The 16,472-nt window shown below is 70.5% G+C and carries 8 protein-coding genes and 6 pseudogenes; 9 read left to right on the top strand and 5 right to left on the bottom strand.

Translation table 11 applies throughout. The features are described from left to right. Positions 1–95: 95 nt before the first annotated feature. Positions 96–1,091, top strand: a pseudogene (locus tag AOK09_RS13455) (tellurite resistance/C4-dicarboxylate transporter family protein); the annotation flags it as partial. A 74-nt stretch (positions 1,092–1,165) separates the two neighbouring features. On the opposite strand, the pseudogene AOK09_RS43850 reads toward AOK09_RS13455, so the two are convergent. After that, positions 1,166–1,255, bottom strand: a pseudogene (locus AOK09_RS43850) (helix-turn-helix domain-containing protein); the annotation flags it as partial. Positions 1,256–1,419: 164 nt separating this feature from the next. Between AOK09_RS43850 and AOK09_RS42040 the strand changes: the two are divergent. From AOK09_RS42040 to AOK09_RS13445, 3 genes and pseudogenes are all read left to right on the top strand, one after another. After that, positions 1,420–1,548, top strand: a pseudogene (locus AOK09_RS42040) (IS630 family transposase); the annotation flags it as partial. Between the two features lie 519 nt (positions 1,549–2,067). Next, positions 2,068–4,884: a helix-turn-helix transcriptional regulator gene (locus AOK09_RS43155; RefSeq protein WP_055587404.1), complete on the top strand. Its 2,817-nt coding sequence runs from the start codon at positions 2,068–2,070 to the stop codon at positions 4,882–4,884. Positions 4,885–5,169: 285 nt separating this feature from the next. Further along, positions 5,170–9,117 carry a carboxypeptidase regulatory-like domain-containing protein gene (locus tag AOK09_RS13445; protein ID WP_157875889.1) on the top strand — a complete coding sequence of 1,316 codons (3,948 nt, stop codon included), beginning with the start codon at positions 5,170–5,172 and terminating at the stop codon, positions 9,115–9,117. A gap of 197 nt (positions 9,118–9,314) precedes the next feature. Here the strand turns inward: AOK09_RS13445 and AOK09_RS13440 are convergent. Then, a pseudogene (locus AOK09_RS13440) lies at positions 9,315–9,736 on the bottom strand (TetR family transcriptional regulator); the annotation flags it as partial. 87 nt (positions 9,737–9,823) lie between these two features. Here AOK09_RS13440 and AOK09_RS13435 point away from each other — a divergent pair. The 3 genes and pseudogenes from AOK09_RS13435 to AOK09_RS13425 all read left to right on the top strand — a co-directional run. Next, positions 9,824–10,138 (top strand): annotated as a pseudogene (locus AOK09_RS13435) (hypothetical protein); the annotation flags it as partial. 56 nt (positions 10,139–10,194) lie between these two features. Continuing rightward, positions 10,195–10,983 (top strand): MBL fold metallo-hydrolase, encoded by a 789-nt coding sequence (locus AOK09_RS13430; protein ID WP_079063023.1) that lies wholly within the window; start codon positions 10,195–10,197, stop codon positions 10,981–10,983. Between the two features lie 67 nt (positions 10,984–11,050). Next, positions 11,051–11,551 (top strand): MarR family winged helix-turn-helix transcriptional regulator, encoded by a 501-nt coding sequence (locus AOK09_RS13425; protein ID WP_055587401.1) that lies wholly within the window; start codon positions 11,051–11,053, stop codon positions 11,549–11,551. A gap of 314 nt (positions 11,552–11,865) precedes the next feature. Here the strand turns inward: AOK09_RS13425 and AOK09_RS13420 are convergent, their stop codons facing one another. Further along, positions 11,866–12,459, bottom strand: coding sequence for a TetR/AcrR family transcriptional regulator (locus tag AOK09_RS13420; protein ID WP_217698425.1), 594 nt, complete (start codon positions 12,457–12,459; stop codon positions 11,866–11,868). Positions 12,460–12,536: 77 nt separating this feature from the next. On the opposite strand from AOK09_RS13420, the gene AOK09_RS13415 reads away from it, so the two are divergent. After that, a complete protein-coding gene (locus AOK09_RS13415) occupies positions 12,537–13,262 on the top strand; it encodes an SDR family oxidoreductase (RefSeq protein WP_055587399.1) in 726 nt (241 codons plus the stop codon). A gap of 325 nt (positions 13,263–13,587) precedes the next feature. Here AOK09_RS13415 and AOK09_RS37705 read toward each other — a convergent pair. Then, positions 13,588–14,351, bottom strand: a pseudogene (locus AOK09_RS37705) (transposase); the annotation flags it as partial. Between the two features lie 230 nt (positions 14,352–14,581). After that, entirely contained in the window at positions 14,582–15,157 is a 576-nt protein-coding gene (locus tag AOK09_RS13410) for a TetR/AcrR family transcriptional regulator (RefSeq protein ID WP_055587398.1), read from the bottom strand. Positions 15,158–15,323: 166 nt separating this feature from the next. Here AOK09_RS13410 and AOK09_RS13405 point away from each other — a divergent pair, with 166 nt between their 5' ends. Further along, complete coding sequence (locus tag AOK09_RS13405) at positions 15,324–16,205, top strand: SDR family oxidoreductase (RefSeq protein WP_055587397.1); 882 nt, start codon at positions 15,324–15,326, stop codon at positions 16,203–16,205. Positions 16,206–16,472 lie beyond the last annotated feature (267 nt).

The following is a 16,472-nucleotide window of genomic DNA, read 5'->3' as shown; positions in this document are numbered from 1 at the left end:
CCAGTGCCGACGGCCCCGAGCCTGATCCGCGTCCACACGGATTCCGTGCGGCTGCATCCTCCGCAGTCGCGGACCTCAATGCGGGGGCGTGCGCGTTCGTCATGGGCACAGCCATCGTGTCCACCGCCCTGAACATCAACGGCGTCGGCGTCCCCTCCGTGGCACTGCTGGTGGTCGGCCTTGTCGGTTTCGCGGTGCTGTTGCCTGCGTACGGCTGGCGACTGGTGCGCTGGCGGCAGCGGTTCATCGCGGATTTCGTCGGCCCGCGCGCATTCGCCTTCCTCACCATTGCCATCGCCTCCAATGTGCTGGCTGCTCGCCTCGTACCGGACGGCCATACCGCAGCGGCCGAGGCGTTCTTGGCCTTCGGGGCGCTGGGGTGGCTGCTGCTGGGCTACGGGATTCCCCTCGGCCTGATCGCCAATACGAGACGGGGCCCATCGATCGACCAGGTAAACGGCACCTGGTTCCTCTGGGCGGTGGGATCCGAGTCGGTGGCCGTCGCGGCAGCCGCTCTGGGCCGGCAGACCACGGGCCACCTGCTGCCGCTGCTGGCCTTGGTGTGCTGGGCCATCGGACTGATGCAGTACCTGTTGACCGCCGCGATCGTCCTGGCCAGGCTACTGGTGCGACCGGTGGCGCCGGGGAATCTCATGACTTCGGCCTGGATCTTCATGGGTGCGGCGGCGATCATCGTGCTCGCCGGTGCGAGGTTGCTCGAATTGCCCCCAGGGGGCATCCTGCCGTCGCGTTCGGTCATCGCCGGGTCGTCCGTCGTCCTGTGGTCGTTTTCCAGCTGGCTGATTCCGCTGCTGCTGGCTCTAGGCGTATGGCGGCATGTGCTGCGACGGATTCCGTTGCGTTACGAGTTCGGTTGGTGGAACCTGGTGTTCCCCATCGGCATGTACGGGGTCACCACCCATGAACTGGGACGTACAACCGGGACGTCGTGGATGACCACGCTGGGTCGCGGGGAAATCTGGGTCGCCGCCGCAGTCTGGGTGGTGGTGATTACCGCCATGGTGGCCAGCGCGTTCCCGCCTCACCTCACGACCAGGCATGACGGCGGTCCGAACCGACGTACTGCGTAGAGGCGCACACGTTCGCCGACGCGACCGCTGATCGGTCGAACGCACCCCGTCCGGGCCTGCCCTGCACACATCTGGCTGAGCAGGCGGGGACGGCATCCCGCCCACTGAGGGTCCAGGCAGGCCAGGCCGACGTCGTTGAACCGGTGGATCACATCCCGGACGGTTCGACGGAGCGCCGCAAGACCCGCGCGATATGGGCAAAGCTGGATTGCTTGAAGCCTAATGTCCAGGGGCACAAGTAGAAGCCCATCGGAACAGCGGTTCGCCGGGTCGGTGGTTCTGGCGGTTGGATGTGCAGCGACGTCCGATCCGACTGCTGGGGGGTGTGGTGGCCGAGCCTGTCCGCGTGCGCAGGTTGACCGACCAGGAGGGGCAGAAGCTGCAGCAGATCGTGCGCCGGGGCAGCACCAGTTCGGTGCGCTACCGGCGCGCGATGATGCTGCCGGGTTCCGCTGGTCGTCGGCCTGGACCAGCTCCGCGATCACCGGGACCCGGTTTCCACGCCGAGAGTCGTTGTTCTGCGAGCGCACCCGAGCGCCGGGCCCGTCCGGCGGTCGGGAGGGTGGGGTGACCGCATCGACCTGCGGTCTTCGATTCCGGACGGTGTCCGCCGTGCGCTCCGGCTCTTCTTGACGAGGCAAGCTTCGCCAGTGTCTACTTCACCCGACAATCATCTGCTTGATGAGGCAAGTTCCGGCGTACCCGCTGCGTCCCTGCGTGCTCCATGGATTCCGGTCGGAGTCCGTGCACCCCGGTGCGAACCGCCCCACCTCGCAGACAGCCGCAGGACGGGATCGATGAACACATTTCGCCAGGTGCTCCCGGAACCGGATGGTTCGCGCGGGCGCTCGGACCCGTACCACCTCTGACGCCGCTCTGACGACGCCCTCGCCGACCACCCCGTCCCCGCAGGGCCGTGCGGGGCCGGCGGAGTCTCCGGTACCGGAGGACGGGGCGTGATGCGGAAGGCGGCCGAGTGCAGCGGAGTACCGGTCCGGACAGTACCCGCTTCGTCGGACGCGACGCCGAACTGCGGCGCGTGACGGACGCGCTGAGACGACGCCCGGCCCTCGTCCTGGTGGAGGGTGAAGCCGGTATCGGCAAGAGCCGCCTGGTGCGTGAGGCCCTGGCGGACGTCGCCCCGGAACGGCCGCGCCCACTGGTGGCGGTCTGTCCGCCGTACCGTGAGGCGCTGACCCTGGGCCCGATCGTCGACGCGGCCCGCCAGGCCGCGCCGAGCAGCGCCGACATCGCGGACCTGGGGCTTTCGGCGCTGGCCGGGACGCTGCGGCCGCTCTTCCCCGAATGGGCGGAAGGCCTGCCGCCCGCCCCCGAGCCGCCGGCCGACGCAGGCTCCGCCCGGCACCGCCTGATCCGGGCCTTCGCGGAGCTGCTCGGCCGGCTCGGCACCGGGATCCTGGTCGTCGAGGACGTGCACTGGGCGGACGAGGCGACGCTGGAACTGCTGCTGTTCCTCGCCTCGCAGCGACCGCAACCGCTCAGCCTGGTGCTGACGTACCGCCCCGAGGAGGTGGCCGCCGACTCCCTGCTGCTCCGTCTCTCCTCCCGGGGGCCGACGGGCGCGGGAACCAGCCGTGTGCGCGTGGACCTCGGCGGACTCGCGGTGGCGGACACCGCGGAGCTCGTCTCCTCGGTGCTGGACGACGAGCAGGTCTCCGCCGCGTTCGCAGCCTTCCTGCACGAACGGACCGCGGGAGTGCCGCTCGTGCTGGAGGAGTGCATTCGACTGATGCGGGACCGCGCGGACATCGTCCGGCGGGACGGCGAATGGGTGCGGCGCACGCTCGGTGAGATCGCCGTGCCGCCGACGATCCGGGACGCCGTCACCGAACGGGTGGCGCGGCTCGGGGCGGACGCCCAGCGGGTGCTGCTGGCGGCCGCCGTACTGAGCGACCCGGCCGACGAGCGCATGCTGGGCGCGGTCGGCGGACTGGCGGAGGGCGCGAGCCCGGTACTCGACCCCGTGGTCGCAGCCGCGGTCTCCGACGCCCTGGTCAGCGGCCTGCTCATCGAGGACGGTTCAGGCCCCGGCCGGATCGCCTTCCGCCATGCACTCGCCGCGCGGGCGGTGTACGACCGGGTGCCGCCGTCCGAGCGGCGGGCCGCCCACCGGCGCGCCGCCGTCCTCCTGGAGACCGCGAGGCCGAGGCAGATCGGGCGTCTCGCCCACCACTTCCGGGAGGCCGGTGAGACGGCGCGGTGGTGCGAGTACACCGAGCAGGCGGCGGATGTCGCCCTCGCCTCCGGCGACCACCTCACCGCCGTCACCCTGCTGCACGAACTGATCACCGAACCGCTGCTGCCCGCGGAGGCGGTTGCTCCACTGGTACGGAAGATGCCGTTCCTGGCGTTCACCGACTATGCCCGGCGGGCGGAGGCCGTGACCGCCCTGCGCGCCGTCCTGGAGACGGACCGGCTCGGCGCGCGCGACCGCGCGGATGTGCGCGGCCAGCTCGGGAGGGTGCTCTTCAGCCTCGGCGACTACACCGCCGCGGCGGTCGAGTTGGAGCTGGCCGTACCCGATCTCCGGGAGGGCAGCTTCGTGGACGCCTGGGCGATGACCGCGCTCGGTCTGCCGTGGGTCGGGCCCTGGCCGGCCGCCACCCATCTGCACTGGCTGGACCGGGCCGAGCGGTTCGTGGCCGGCTCCGGACTGGCTCCGCACGAGCGGCTGTGCCTGCTGGTCAACCGGACGACCGCGCTTCTCGAACTGGGTGAGGAGTCGGGCTGGACCCTCGCGGAGGAACTGGGCGACGACGAGTCCACACCGCAGATCGCCCTCGAACGTGCCCGCGCCGAGCTGAACGTCGGCGACGCGGCGATGCGGTGGGGGCGGTACGCGGAGGCGCGTGTCCGCCTCACCCGCGCCGTCGACGTCGCGGGCCGCCACGATCTGCAGGTGCTCCGGATCATGTCGCTGGTGACGCTGCTGCGTCTGGACTACCTCACCGGCGCACGGCAGGGGCTGGCCGAACGGGCCGACCACTGGGCGGACACGGCGGATGTGCCGGTCTGCCGGCTGGAGGCGCGGCTGCTGGGAGCCCAGCTGAGGCTGGCGGCGGCGGAGAGCGGCGAAGAGCTCGAAGAGCTGCTGCGGACCATCAGCGAGGAGGGGGAGCGCCGCGGCATCATCGCCCTGTGGCTGGAGTCCGCCGCCGCCCATGCCCGGCTGCGGCTCTCCGCGGGGGACGCCGAGGAAGCGCTCGCGCTCACCGAGGACTCCGTACGGCTGATCACCGGCAAGTCCATGTGGGTCTGGGCCACGGAGACGGCGTCCGTGCGGGTGGCGGCGCTGGCGGCGGCCGGGCGGCTGACGGAGGCGGAGCAGTTCGTCGCCGCCTTCGGGGAGGGGATCCTCGGGCGGGACGCCCCGGCGGCACGGTCGGCGCTGGAGGAGTGCCGGGCGCTCTGCGTCGAGGCGCGGGGGGAGTTCGAGGCGGCCGCCCGGGCGTGGGGCGAGGCGGCCCGGGCGTGGTCGCAGCTGCCCCGGCCGCACGAGGAGGCGCTGGCCCGGGAGGCCGCCGAGCGCTGCACCCGGGCCGCTCGGGGGGTGTGGCGCGGCGGCCGGCGCGGCTACGGGAGCAGGCTGTCGCCGCGCGAGCTGGAGGTCGTGCGACTGGTGCTGCAAGGAAAGACGAACCGTCAGATAGCGCAGGAGTTGTCGCGGTCGCCGAGCACGGTGGCCGCGCAGCTGAAGTCCGCCATGCGCAAGCACGGAGTGACGTCCCGGACCGCGTTGGCGGTGAGCGTGACACAGGCGGGTCTGGACTGAGACGCGGGCGCGTCGTCTCCGCGTCGCCGATGTTTAACCCATCTGCCCAATCGCAAGCGTCCGTTCACCCGGCCGATACTCACCGGGGCCGGGTCCGCCAGGGACGCGGCGACGGAGGGGCGTTCATGTGCGGTGCAGCCGAGGTGAGCGCGTGCGGTCACGGACCGTACGGCGAACACGACGAGCCCGAGGGCGCGGACGGGGAGACATCCGACCGCGAGGAGCCCTCCGGCTATGAACCGCTCTGACGCTCTCCCATCCCCGAACGAAGGGTTGCTGTCCATGATGAGACGCGCACGCCTGCGCGCTCCGGTTTCCTTCCTCATAGCCGCCTGCCTCGGTACCTTCGCCGGAGCCCAGACCTCCGCCGTCGCCGTCGACCCGGCGGCAGCGGGGGCCGGGCAGAACACCGCAGGGCGGTCCGCGGCGTCGTTCGCCCCGGGCACCACGCTGGCGGCCCAGCTGGCCGCGGTGCGGGCGAAGCGCGGAGCGCACCAGCCGGCCGCGGCCACCCAGGCGCGAGCCGCCGGCGGCGTCACCCCCGCGTGCGAGGTGCCCAGGTCGAAGAACGAGGCGCGGTGCTTCGCCCTCCACGTCGACGGCACCGAGGCGGGCAAGGGCCTGCGGAGCGCCTCCGACCTTCCCCACGGCCTGACGCCCAGCGACCTGACCAGCGCCTACAACCTGCCCAAGGACGGCGGCGCCGGTGCGACGATCGCCATCGTGGACGCCTACGACAACCCCAACGTCGCGGCGGACCTGGCCGTGTACCGCGCCCAGTACGGCCTGCCGCCGCTGAAGCCCGGCCAGTTCACCAAGGTCAACGAGCGCGGCCTGCAGAGCGACTACCCCGCGGCCGACGAGGGCTGGGCGGCCGAGATCTCGCTCGACGTCGACATGGTCTCGGCGATCGCCCCCCAGGCCTCCATCATCCTGGTCGAGGCCGACACCCCGAGCATCGACAACCTCGGCGCCGGGGTCGACCAAGCGGTGGCCCTGGGCGCGACCTATGTGTCCAACAGCTATGGCACGGCGTACTCGTCGATACCCGGTTCGGGCGAGTCTCCGGACGACGTGCGGTTGTCCAGTCGGTACTACGACCACCCCGGCGCCGCGATCGTGGCCAGCAGCGGGGACGGCAACTACGGTGTGAGCTTCCCGGCGTCGTCGCCGTATGTCACCTCCGTGGGCGGCACCTCACTGGTCCGCGACGCATCCACCGCACGCGGATGGAGCGAGACGACCTGGAACAGCCACGGCGGTGGCCCCGGTTCCGGCTGCTCGCTGGTCCAGCCGAAGCCCGCTTTCCAGAAGGACACCGGCTGCGCACAGCGCACCGTCGCCGACGTCTCGGCGGTCGCCGATCCGGTCACCGGTGTCTCCGTGTACGACACCTTCGGTTCCACCTACGGCACCGGCTGGGCGCAGTACGGCGGTACCAGCGCCGCCTCGCCGATCATCGCCGCGACCTATGCGCTCGCCGGGTCGCTTCCCAGCGGTGTGCACCCCAACAGCTTCCCCTATGCGCACCCGGGCAGCCTCAACGATGTGACCTCGGGTTCCAACGGCACCTGCGAGCCCGCCTATCTGTGCCAGGCGGGGCCCGGTTACGACGGCCCCACCGGCCTCGGGACGCCGAACGGGACCGCCGCGTTCTCCAGCGGACCGTCCGGCCTGCTCAGTGGAACCGTCACGGACGGATCGTCGGGCAAGCCGGTCTCCGGCGCCGAGGTCCGCGTGACCGGTGCGTCGACGGCGAGTGCGGTCACAGGTTCCGACGGCACCTACCGGATGCGGTTGTCGACCGGGTCGTACGAGATCGCTGTCAGCGCCTTCGACTACGACGACCGGTCGGTGGACGGCATCACCGTCAGCGCGGACACCACCAGCACGGCCGACGTCAAGCTGACCGGCACTCCGATGGTGACCGTCAGCGGCACCGTCGCGGACGCATCCGGGCACGGCTGGCCGCTGTACGCCAAGGTCACGGTCGAGAACACCCCTCTCGCGCCCGTCTACAGCGACCCGGTCACCGGCCGGTACTCCGTGCAGGTGCCGGAGAACGGCCACTACACCCTGCACGCCGCTGCCAACTACCGCGGTTACACCGAGCGCGACACCAGTGTGACGACGAAGACCAAGGACAGCGTCCACGACATCGGTCTCACCGCCCAGCTGCTGTCCGAATCCGGCTCCGCGCCCGGCTACACGCAGCAGGCAGAAGGCAGCAATGAGACCTTCGACGGAACCACGGCGCCGGCCGGCTGGAGTGTCGACACCGCGGTGGGAGACCCCTGGCTCTTCGAGCGCGGCTTCTTCAACTACGGGAACTTCGGTCAGGCACATGTGGAGGGCTGGACCGGTGGAAAGCCCGGTGACACCTCGCTGACCTCCCCCGACTTCCAGGTGCCGGCCGGTGAGACGCCGTTCGTGTACTTCAACACCCGTGTCAACGGCGGCCTCGCAACCGTCGAGTACAGCACGGACGGCGGCAGGACCTGGACAACGGGCTGGTCGGAGAGCGGGCTGTACGACAACGGAGCCGGGTTCGCACTGCCCGACAGCGGCAAGGCGGTCTCCGTACGGCTCAAGTTCCGCTACCAGCAGTACACCGGGGGGGCCGGCGCGGCAGCGGGCTGGTTCCTGTACGACGTCCGGGTGGGTGGCGCGAAGCTCGTCAAGCAGCCCGGTGGCCTCGTCGTCGGGAACATCACCGACGGCAACACCGCGAAGCCCATGGACGGTGCGACCGTGGCCGTGGCGAACGGGCCGGCGCAGTCGACGCTCAGTGCGCCCATGGCTGGACGTGCCGGCCGTGAGGACGGCTTCTACTGGTTCTTCTCCCCGTTGACGGGCCGTCAGTCAGTCACCGCGACCATGCCCTTCTACAAGACGGCTTCGGAGAAGGTGAAGCTGGTCGCGGACCGGACCACGGGCGTCGACCTGGCGCTGCACGCCGGCCGGCTCAAGCTCGGCGGCCCGGTCAGCGGGACCGTGGCGCAGGGGGGTTCGGCGACCCGTGACCTCACCCTCACCAACACCGGCGACGCGCCCCTCAAGGTGAAGCTCGACGAGTCCACCGGCACGGCGGCCCCGGCCTGGACCGCGGCCGGGTCCCTGCCCACTGAGGGCTCCGGCATGGTCGGCGGCAGCAGTGACGGCACGCTGTACGCGGGCCTGGGTTCGGGCGTCGACGCCTACGTACCGACGGCGGCGTTCTACGCCTACGACCAGGCCGGCCGTGTCTGGCGGCAGAAGGCCGACGCACCCTCTGCGGTCGCATCCGCATCCGGCGCCTTCATCGGCGGCAAGTTCTATGTCACCGGTGGCTACTGGGTCGCGCCGGACTTCTCGTCGCTCGGGATCGAGACCAGGACGCAGGTCTACGACCCCGCCACCGACACCTGGGCCATCGCAGCCGACAACCCCGACGCACTGGCGGGCGCCGGTACCGCGGTGCTCGACGGCAAACTGTATGCCGTCGGCGGCATGACCACGGAGGACGCCTTCCACGCCACCGTCAGCGTCTACGACCCCAGGACGAACAAGTGGAGCGCGGTCCACTCCTACCCTGAGCGCGTCTACGGAGCGTCGTGCGGCGCGATCGCCGGCAAGCTCTACTGCGCCGGCGGCGTGACCAACCTCAGCAGCGGCGGTTCCGGAGGCCGGGAGGTCAAGGATGCCTTCGTCTACGACCCTGCCCGTGACTCCTGGACCCGGATCGCCGACCTGCCGATCGACATGGCCCAGTCGGCGTACGGCGTGGCCGACGGAAGGCTGCTGGTCTCCGGTGGATTCACGGCCAACGCCTCGGACGTGACCGGCCAGGCATACGCCTACGACCCGGCGATGGACTGGTGGTTCCCGCTGCCCGGCGCTCAGGAGGGGCGGAACAACGCGGTCGGCGTCGTCGGGGCAGGGGGCTTCCACGCCATCGGCGGTACAGGTCCCGATCTGTCCGCGTTGGCGACCGTCTCGGTGCTGTCCGGCTACGACACCGCGGAACCGGTGGACGTTCCCTGGCTGTCGGAGAGCAGGACCGTGCTGACCATCCAGCCGGGCCGGCAGGCGACCGTACGGGTCAGGCTGGACGCCCGGGGTGCGGTGCCGGCCCGGCCGGGGACCGTCTCGGCGTCGCTGGGATTCGAGATCGACGGGCCCTACGGCGCGGGCACCGTGCCGGTCTCGATGACGGTGCAGCCGCGCGGCCACGGGGCTGTCGGCCAGCACTGACACGCGCCGGCGGGGCGGTGGGACCGGGTGCTGTGCACCCGGTCCCACCGTTTTCCGGCTGTGCGGGCGCCGTCCATGGCCGGGTGGGGGCCCGGCCGGTCCCGGACCTCGCCTCGTCGGCGCGGCGCCTGGCCGCTGCCGACGTCCGGACGGCCGCGCCCTCCCCGGGTTTCGCACCGACGCCCGGGTGCCCCGGGTCACTGCTCCGCGGTGAGTTGCCGCAGTCCGTGTTCCAGCAGGGCGAAGGCGTACTCCGCGTCGGCCGGCGCACCCGGGCAGCGCTCGTCGGCGGGCTCCCCGTAGGCGATGCGTTCGGCGTTGTCCTGGGCCAGCGCCCACTGCACCGAGACGATCTGGACGGCGGCGAGCCGCGCGGTGAGTTCCGGAATGTCCGCCGTCTCCCGCAACGCCTGGGCGAGTGCGCGTTCGGCGCCGGTCTTGAACCGCTCCATCCGGGCCACCAGCGAGGGGGCGTCGAGGATCATCCGGTGGACCCTGCGCACCTGGGGGTGGTCGTTGAGCCCGGTGATCGGGTCCCGGTCGCGCAGCCCCTGGAGGAAGTCTCGCGCAGCGCGGTCAGCGGGGCGGTCCGGGCCGGCCGGGCGCGTACCACCCGTGCCGGCAGGGGGGAGCCGACTCCGGAGGCTCAGGTGTGCTTGCGCTGGTCGTCGGTGCCGATGATCTGTGCGCCGGCCGGGACGTCGGTAAGGAGAAGACGGCGAACGCCAAGTCCTATGGGTACACGGGCAGCATGCGGGACGCCGAGTACGACCACCTGATCTCGTTGCAGCTTGGCGGCGACCCCAACGACCCAGGGAACCTGTGGGTGGAGCCGCCGTCCCCGGGACACGGGTCAGGTGCCGGCCCGAACAACCCGAAGGATGCCGTGGAGACCCACCTGCACACGGCGATCTGCGGCGGCACCGTCACCCTCGCTGCCGCACAACAGGCCACCAGGACTGACAGCCCTTCAGAAAACGTCTTGACCGAGATAATCTCAACTCGTACGATCCCTCGGTGATCTCACCTCCACCCGCGTTCACGGAGCTCCTTCCCGAGGCGGCTCCACCGCCGGACATGGCGCTCTACCAGTTGCCCACCGGTACCTACGACGTCAGGGCGTGGTTCGCGTTCAAGGGCGGCTCCTTCCGTGACAAGCGCCGCTTCGCCGCAACAGCCGTCCTCGTGAGGCATCCCCAGGGCGATCTTCTGATCGATGCGGGCTTCGGCGCCGACGTCGCGGCGCACATGCGGACCCAGCCCTGGTTCGCACGCGCCCCCTACCACGCGACCAGCACCGTCAACGACCAACTCGATGCGGTTGGGTACGACCGCGAGCGGCTGAGCGGCGTGCTCGTTACCCACGCCCACTGGGACCACGTGGGCGGTCTCGACCAGCTTCGCGTGCCCGTCTGGATCAACCCGAGCGAACTGCGGTACGCCGCCGAGGACCGCGACGGAAGAGTCTTCCAGGCCGTGTCGAAGGAACGTGAGATCCACCAGTACCAATTCGAGGACAAGCCTTATCTCGGCTTTCCCGCCAGCTACGACGTGTACGGCGACGGCTCGGTGGTCGTGGCACTGGCCGGCGGTCACACGACGGGATCGGTGATCGTCTTCGTCACCTTGCCGACCGGCAAGCGCTACGCCTTCATCGGCGACCTGACCTGGCAGCTCGAGGGAGTCACGCGGCTGGCCGAGCGCCCGCTGCTGCTGCGCAAACTCGCCGACAGCGATGAAGAACAGGTGCGCGAGGGCCTGCGCCGGATCGCTTCCTTCGCCGGACGGATGCAGGTCGTGCCCGCCCACGACCTCGGCTCCTACGAAGGAATTCCTCTGCTGTCTCCGGGCTCCACCTCCGGCTAGGCGGCCCAAGCAGGAGCCGGCCGGGGGCCGGGATCGCCGAGCAGGAGACGGAGCGTACGGTTCTGCCATGCGAAGTCACCCATCGTCCGGCCGGTCCGCCGAAGACCCGGCCGCGGCTGACGGTCTGCGGCCCTCGGCCGACTCCGAGATCACTTGGCTTCTGCACCGCGCAGCGCAACGCCTGCGCAACGCCACGGGCGAACAAGCCGAAGCGCACGGCATCACGCTCCGCGAGTACATCATCCTGACCGCCATCGACCAGAACCCGAACCTGACCCAGATCGAGTTGGGAACCTCTCTCGGCCTGGACAAGACCACGCTGATGAACCAACTCGGCCGACTCGAGCGGATGGGCCTGATCATCCGCCGCGTCGATCCGCGCGACGCACGAGCGCGCATACCGCAGAACACCGAGGCCGGAAGCGCTCTACGTGCCGAGGTCGCGGACTCATGCGAGCGCGTCGAGGCGGCGATGCTCAACGGGTTCAGCGAAGAGAGTGTCAGCGCATTTCGGCGCATGCTCTTCGAGATCATCGGCGACACTCGCGACAAGGGGTCGTGCCTGTAGTCCCGGGCGGTGCGCCGACCGCGAGGACGGAACCTGTCCGTGCGACCAGCCCACCCATCAGGTCGATCACGTCGGGGCGACCTCACCAGGCTGCGCACCGAAATACCGTCTCCCTCCTTCAACGGCTTCCACCTCTGGCCCGCGTTCGTCCCCATGGACGCGATCGCTGCCGCAATGACCGCGATCGACCTCGCCGGGTTCGCCCACCCAAGGGGGCCCACGCCTTGCCGCCCCGCCCGCCGCAGAGGCGTAGAGCGCGTTGCTCCCGGTCGCCGCCTTCGGCGACCGTTCGGGACGGTGCGGGGGTACCCGCGCTAGTCCTGGGTGAAGACGCCCGCCGTCGCGATGTCGACGCGTCGGCGTGCGGCTGCTTCGTCGTCGTGGAACCGATCGACCCCCCATGACAGTGCCGTGATCAGCTCGAACACCTCGTCCGCGGTCACCCCCTCGACTACCTCGCCGCGAGACCGCGCCGCATCGAGCAGGACCGCGGTGCGGGCGATGAGGGGCGAGCAGGCGGCGTTCATGGACGATTCCGGGTCCTCGCGAGCGTTGGCGATGCAGGAAGGCAGGTCGTGCCAGATGCGCAACTGCCAGGTGAGGCGTGCCAGCCATTCCCTCAGGGCCACTCGCGGACTGAGGGTGCGGGACAGTTCGTCAGCCTCGGCCAGCGCCGCTTCGATGCCGGCCTGAATGACCGCGGCGAGCAGATCGTCGCGGGTCGGGAAGTTCCGGTAGAGCGTGGCGTTTCCCACGCCCGCGCGGGCGGCGATGCCGTCGAGGGAGGCGAGCACGCCGTCAGACTCGAAGGTCTCGCGTGCCGCGCGCAGGATCGCGTCGCGGTTGCGCTGGGCGTCGGCGCGCGGCGCCTTCGCGCCGGCGCCCCGGGCAGGTGCCAAGACTTCCACCTCCGGCCGGTTGACTAAGTGGGGAGTATCCCCACATAGTGATATGGGGACACTCCCCACTTAGTCGAGGAGTATAGATGAACCAGTCGCTCCAGGGCCGCACGGTGCTGGTGACGGGCGCGAACGGAGGCCTCGGCGAGCAGTTCGTGCGCCAGGCGCTCGAACGCGGCGCCGCGAAGGTCTACGCGACGGCCCGCACACCAAAGGCATGGGACGAGCCCCGGGTCCGCCCGCTGTCGCTCGACATCGCCGACCCCGATCACGCCACCCGCGCCGCCACCGCGGCGCCTGATGTCGACCTGCTGATCAACAACGCGGCCATCGCGCCCGACAACGATTCCATCCGCGGGCCGGAGGACGAGCTCCGGCGGATCTTCGAGACCAACTTCTTCGGAACCCTCCGGGTGGCCAACGCGTTTGCTCCGGTGCTCGGCACGAACGGCGGCGGGACGCTCCTGAACATCTTGTCCTCCGCCGCGTGGGTGAGCATGCCGACCGGCTACGCAGCCTCGAAGGCGGCCATGTGGTCGGCGACCAACGCGCTGCGGCTGGCTCTGCAGGAGCAGGGTACCCAGGTGATCGGCCTGGTCGTCGGCATGATCGACACTCCGATGTCGGCGCGGTGGGCTGTTCCCAAGGTCAGTGCCGCAAGCGTGGTCGCCCAGGCCTACGACGGGGTCGCCGACGGCTCCCTCGAGGTGCTCGCCGACGAGCAGACACGCGAGCTGAAGACCAGGCTCGGCACGAAGGCCGAGGACTTCTACCCCTGGATCCACGACCAGCTCCGAGCATATGCATCCTGATTCAGGCGCGGGGAGCGGACGATCCGGGCACAGCGCCGCGGTTCGTCGGCTCCCCGGCAGGCGCGCTGGGGGGACGCGTCTGGGCACTGCACGGCCCGTCCCTCGCACACCGGCGGGAACGGTCTCGGCATGGAGCCCTTTCCAACCTGACGGCGAGGCGTGCTCCGGTTGCTGATGGACTGTACGAAGTGGCGGAGCTCCTGGTGGACGGGTTCACGACCAAGATCGCCCGAGGCGCCTCCGGTGCTTGTCCACCCTCGCCGACCGCGTCGAGGTTCCGCGATTGATCTGGCTGGTGCTGTGACCGCACAGGTTCACGGGTCGGTCAGGCCGCCGCGGTGAGTGGGTGTCCGCTCCAGCGGATGCCCTTCTCGCTGCGGACGCGAGCGCGCTCCTTGCGCTGAGCGGCGAAAACGTCGGGGTGGCGGGCGGTTGGGTTGCGCCACCGCAGAGAGGCGTGCGGCGCTCGGGTCTGGACGGCGTTGTTGCGGTGGTTGGAGTTCGCGATCGTGAACTGTCGCAAGAGTCCGAAGTATGCCTCGATCGGGTTGGCCCAGGACGCGTAGGTCGGGGTGAAGCACAGCTCGACGCGGATCTTCCTCGCCCAGCGCCGGATCGTCTGGGCGGGGAGGTTGTCCAGGATGACATAGACAGGAGGGCCGCGCGGCTCGAGCGGAGGGCGGCCAGGGTGTTGTCGGTGCCCTTCTTGCGGCGGTTGACGCCCCAGAGGGTGCCGTCGCCGATCGAGTAGCAGTCGTGGAAGTAGCGGACGCCGTGGGTGCGGTGGTAGGTCGCGGGGTGCCGCTCGGGTGACCGGCGCGGGCCCAGCCGGATCCGGTGGTGGGGAGGATGCCGAATGGGCCGAACTCGTCGAACGCGTAGACACGGTCGGGGAAGCGGTCAAGGACGTGTTCGATGGGGTCGAGCATGGCGTCGCGGTCGGGGTCGGGTGATTTCTTCCAGGTTTTGGTGCGCTGGAAGGTGATGCCGCGGCGGGCGAGCAGGCAGCGTAACGCCTCGCGGCCGACCCGGGTGACGCGCCCGTGGACTTTGCGCAGGCAGGCCGACGAGTTTGCGGGTGGACCAGCGGGCAGCAAGGCCGCCCTGGCCCTACCGCTCGCCACGCCTGGACGGGCTGCGCCGCCCCACCTCCGAGGGCGACTGATCAGGCGTGAGCAGAGCTTCCGGCCGGTACTTCGGGCGAATGCGCCTCGGCCCGGTGGTCACCATGCGCCTGCCCGTAAGGCGTCAGGCGGCCCGGAAGTGGCTGGCGTGTGCCTGAAGTGGCCCTCGATGGAGTGGCTCGGCCGCCGTCCCAGTCAAGAGGACATGTTCGCGGCGCGCGTCTGCAGGTCGCTCAGGGCGGCGTGGGCGAAGGGCGGGAACGGTTCGTCGTCGTTCGCCTTCATCCAGCGTTCGAATGCGACGGTGAAACTCAGCATCCCCATTTCCGCGCCGAGTCGGGCGGTCAACTCGTCCGCGCCCCGCTCGCTCAGCGCCGCACTGATCGCTCCGGCGATCTTGGCGTGTTTGAGCAGCCCCCGCTCCTGCGCCTCGGTGTTCGCCGCGACCACCGATCTGCGCTGGGCGGCTCTGCTCCGGCGCTCCGGGGTCATCACGGCGCAGGCCGCTTCCAGCGCGGCCCGCAGGCATTGGGGAAGCGTCGCGTGCGCGGGGGCGGTGCGGATGGCGTCGGCGAACAGGTCGGCCAGCACGTCCTCGCCGCCGAACAAGACTTCCCGTTTGTCGGCGAAGTGCCGGAAGAACGTGGCGCGGTTCAGGCCGGCGCGGTCCGCGATCTGCGCGACGGTCGTCTGTTCGTACCCGTTCTCCGCGAACAGATCCAGCGCGGCCGCCTCCAGGCGTTCGCGCGCATCCGGTGCCCATCTGCTCACGGGGCCATCGTAGGCGATGCGATCAGATCGCATCGCCATCGATGTTGATGCGACTCGGTCGCATGGCGTGTAAGGTTGATGCGACTGGATCGCATCGGCGCTTCTGGCGCGGCCCCGAGCCGTGCACCGCCGTCATCCCAAGAAGCACGACCAAGGAGAGATCTTCATGCGCGTCTTCGTCACCGGAGCCTCCGGCTGGATCGGCTCGGCCGTCGTTCCCGAGCTCATCGGCGCCGGGCACCAGGTCCTCGGGCTGGCCCGCTCCGACTCCGCCGCCGAAAGGGTCGCCGCGGCCGGTGCCGAGGTGCTGCTCGGAGACCTGAACGATACGGACGTCCTGCGCGCCGGCGCCCTCAGGTGCGACGGTGTCATCCACCTCGCCTACCTCGTGCCCAGCGTGAGCGAGGCCGCGACGCAGACCGACGCGGCGGCGATCGAGACGTTCGTCGGCGCTCTGGCCGGCTCCAGCAAGCCCCTGGTCATCTCCGGCGCGACGCTTCGCACGCCCGGCCGGCCCGCGACCGAGCGCGACGAACTCGTCGCCGCCGGGCCCGTCGCCGCCCGCATCCGCAACATGCAGGCTGCTCTCGCCGCCGTGGATCGCGTGGTCCGGGTCGTCCTGGTCATGCTGCCCCGTTCGGTGCACGGCGAGGGGGAGCGCCACGGTTTCGTTCCCCAGCTCATCTCCATGGCCCGGGCGAAAGGCGTCTCCGGCTACATCGGCGACGGAGCGAGCCGCTGGCCCGCCGTCCACGTGAAGGATGCCGCTCGTCTCTACCGGCTGGCCATCGAGCAGGCTCCCGCCGGGTCGGTTCTCAACGCCGTCGCCGACGAGGGCGTGCCCGTTCGTGAGATCGCTGAGGCGATCGGCCGAAATCTGGGTCTGCCTGTCCGATCCCTGCCCGACGACGAATTCGCCGGGATGTTCGTGCCCCTTCTCACCACCGACATGCCCGCCTCCAGCGCCCTCACCCAGGATCTCCTGGGCTGGAAGCCCGCCCACCCCGGGCTCATCGAGGACATCGACCTGGGCCACTACTTCAACTGATCCGCACCCGGAACGGCCGAGCGGATCGGGCATCGGACGGCATCGAGGGCGAGAGCGTGAGCGGACCGACAGAAGGACCCTGGTGTGACGGAGCGGTCGTTTTGACGGGGGCTGAGGTTCGGGTCTGGGGTTTTGTCTTCGGGGTGGGAGATGGTTTCGGGGTAGGTGATCAGGTCGCGGGGGAGGCGTTGCCGGGTGCGTCGTGGGGGTCGTGGTGGACCTCCCACTTGCCGTTCTTGCCGACGACGGGGGAGCGGCGGCCGCGGT

Origin of the sequence: Peterkaempfera griseoplana, from assembly GCF_001418575.1 — a bacterium.
Lineage (GTDB): Bacteria > Actinomycetota > Actinomycetes > Streptomycetales > Streptomycetaceae > Peterkaempfera > Peterkaempfera griseoplana.
Note: the sequence above shows the minus strand (reverse complement) of the source record. Positions and strands in the feature narration are given on the sequence as shown.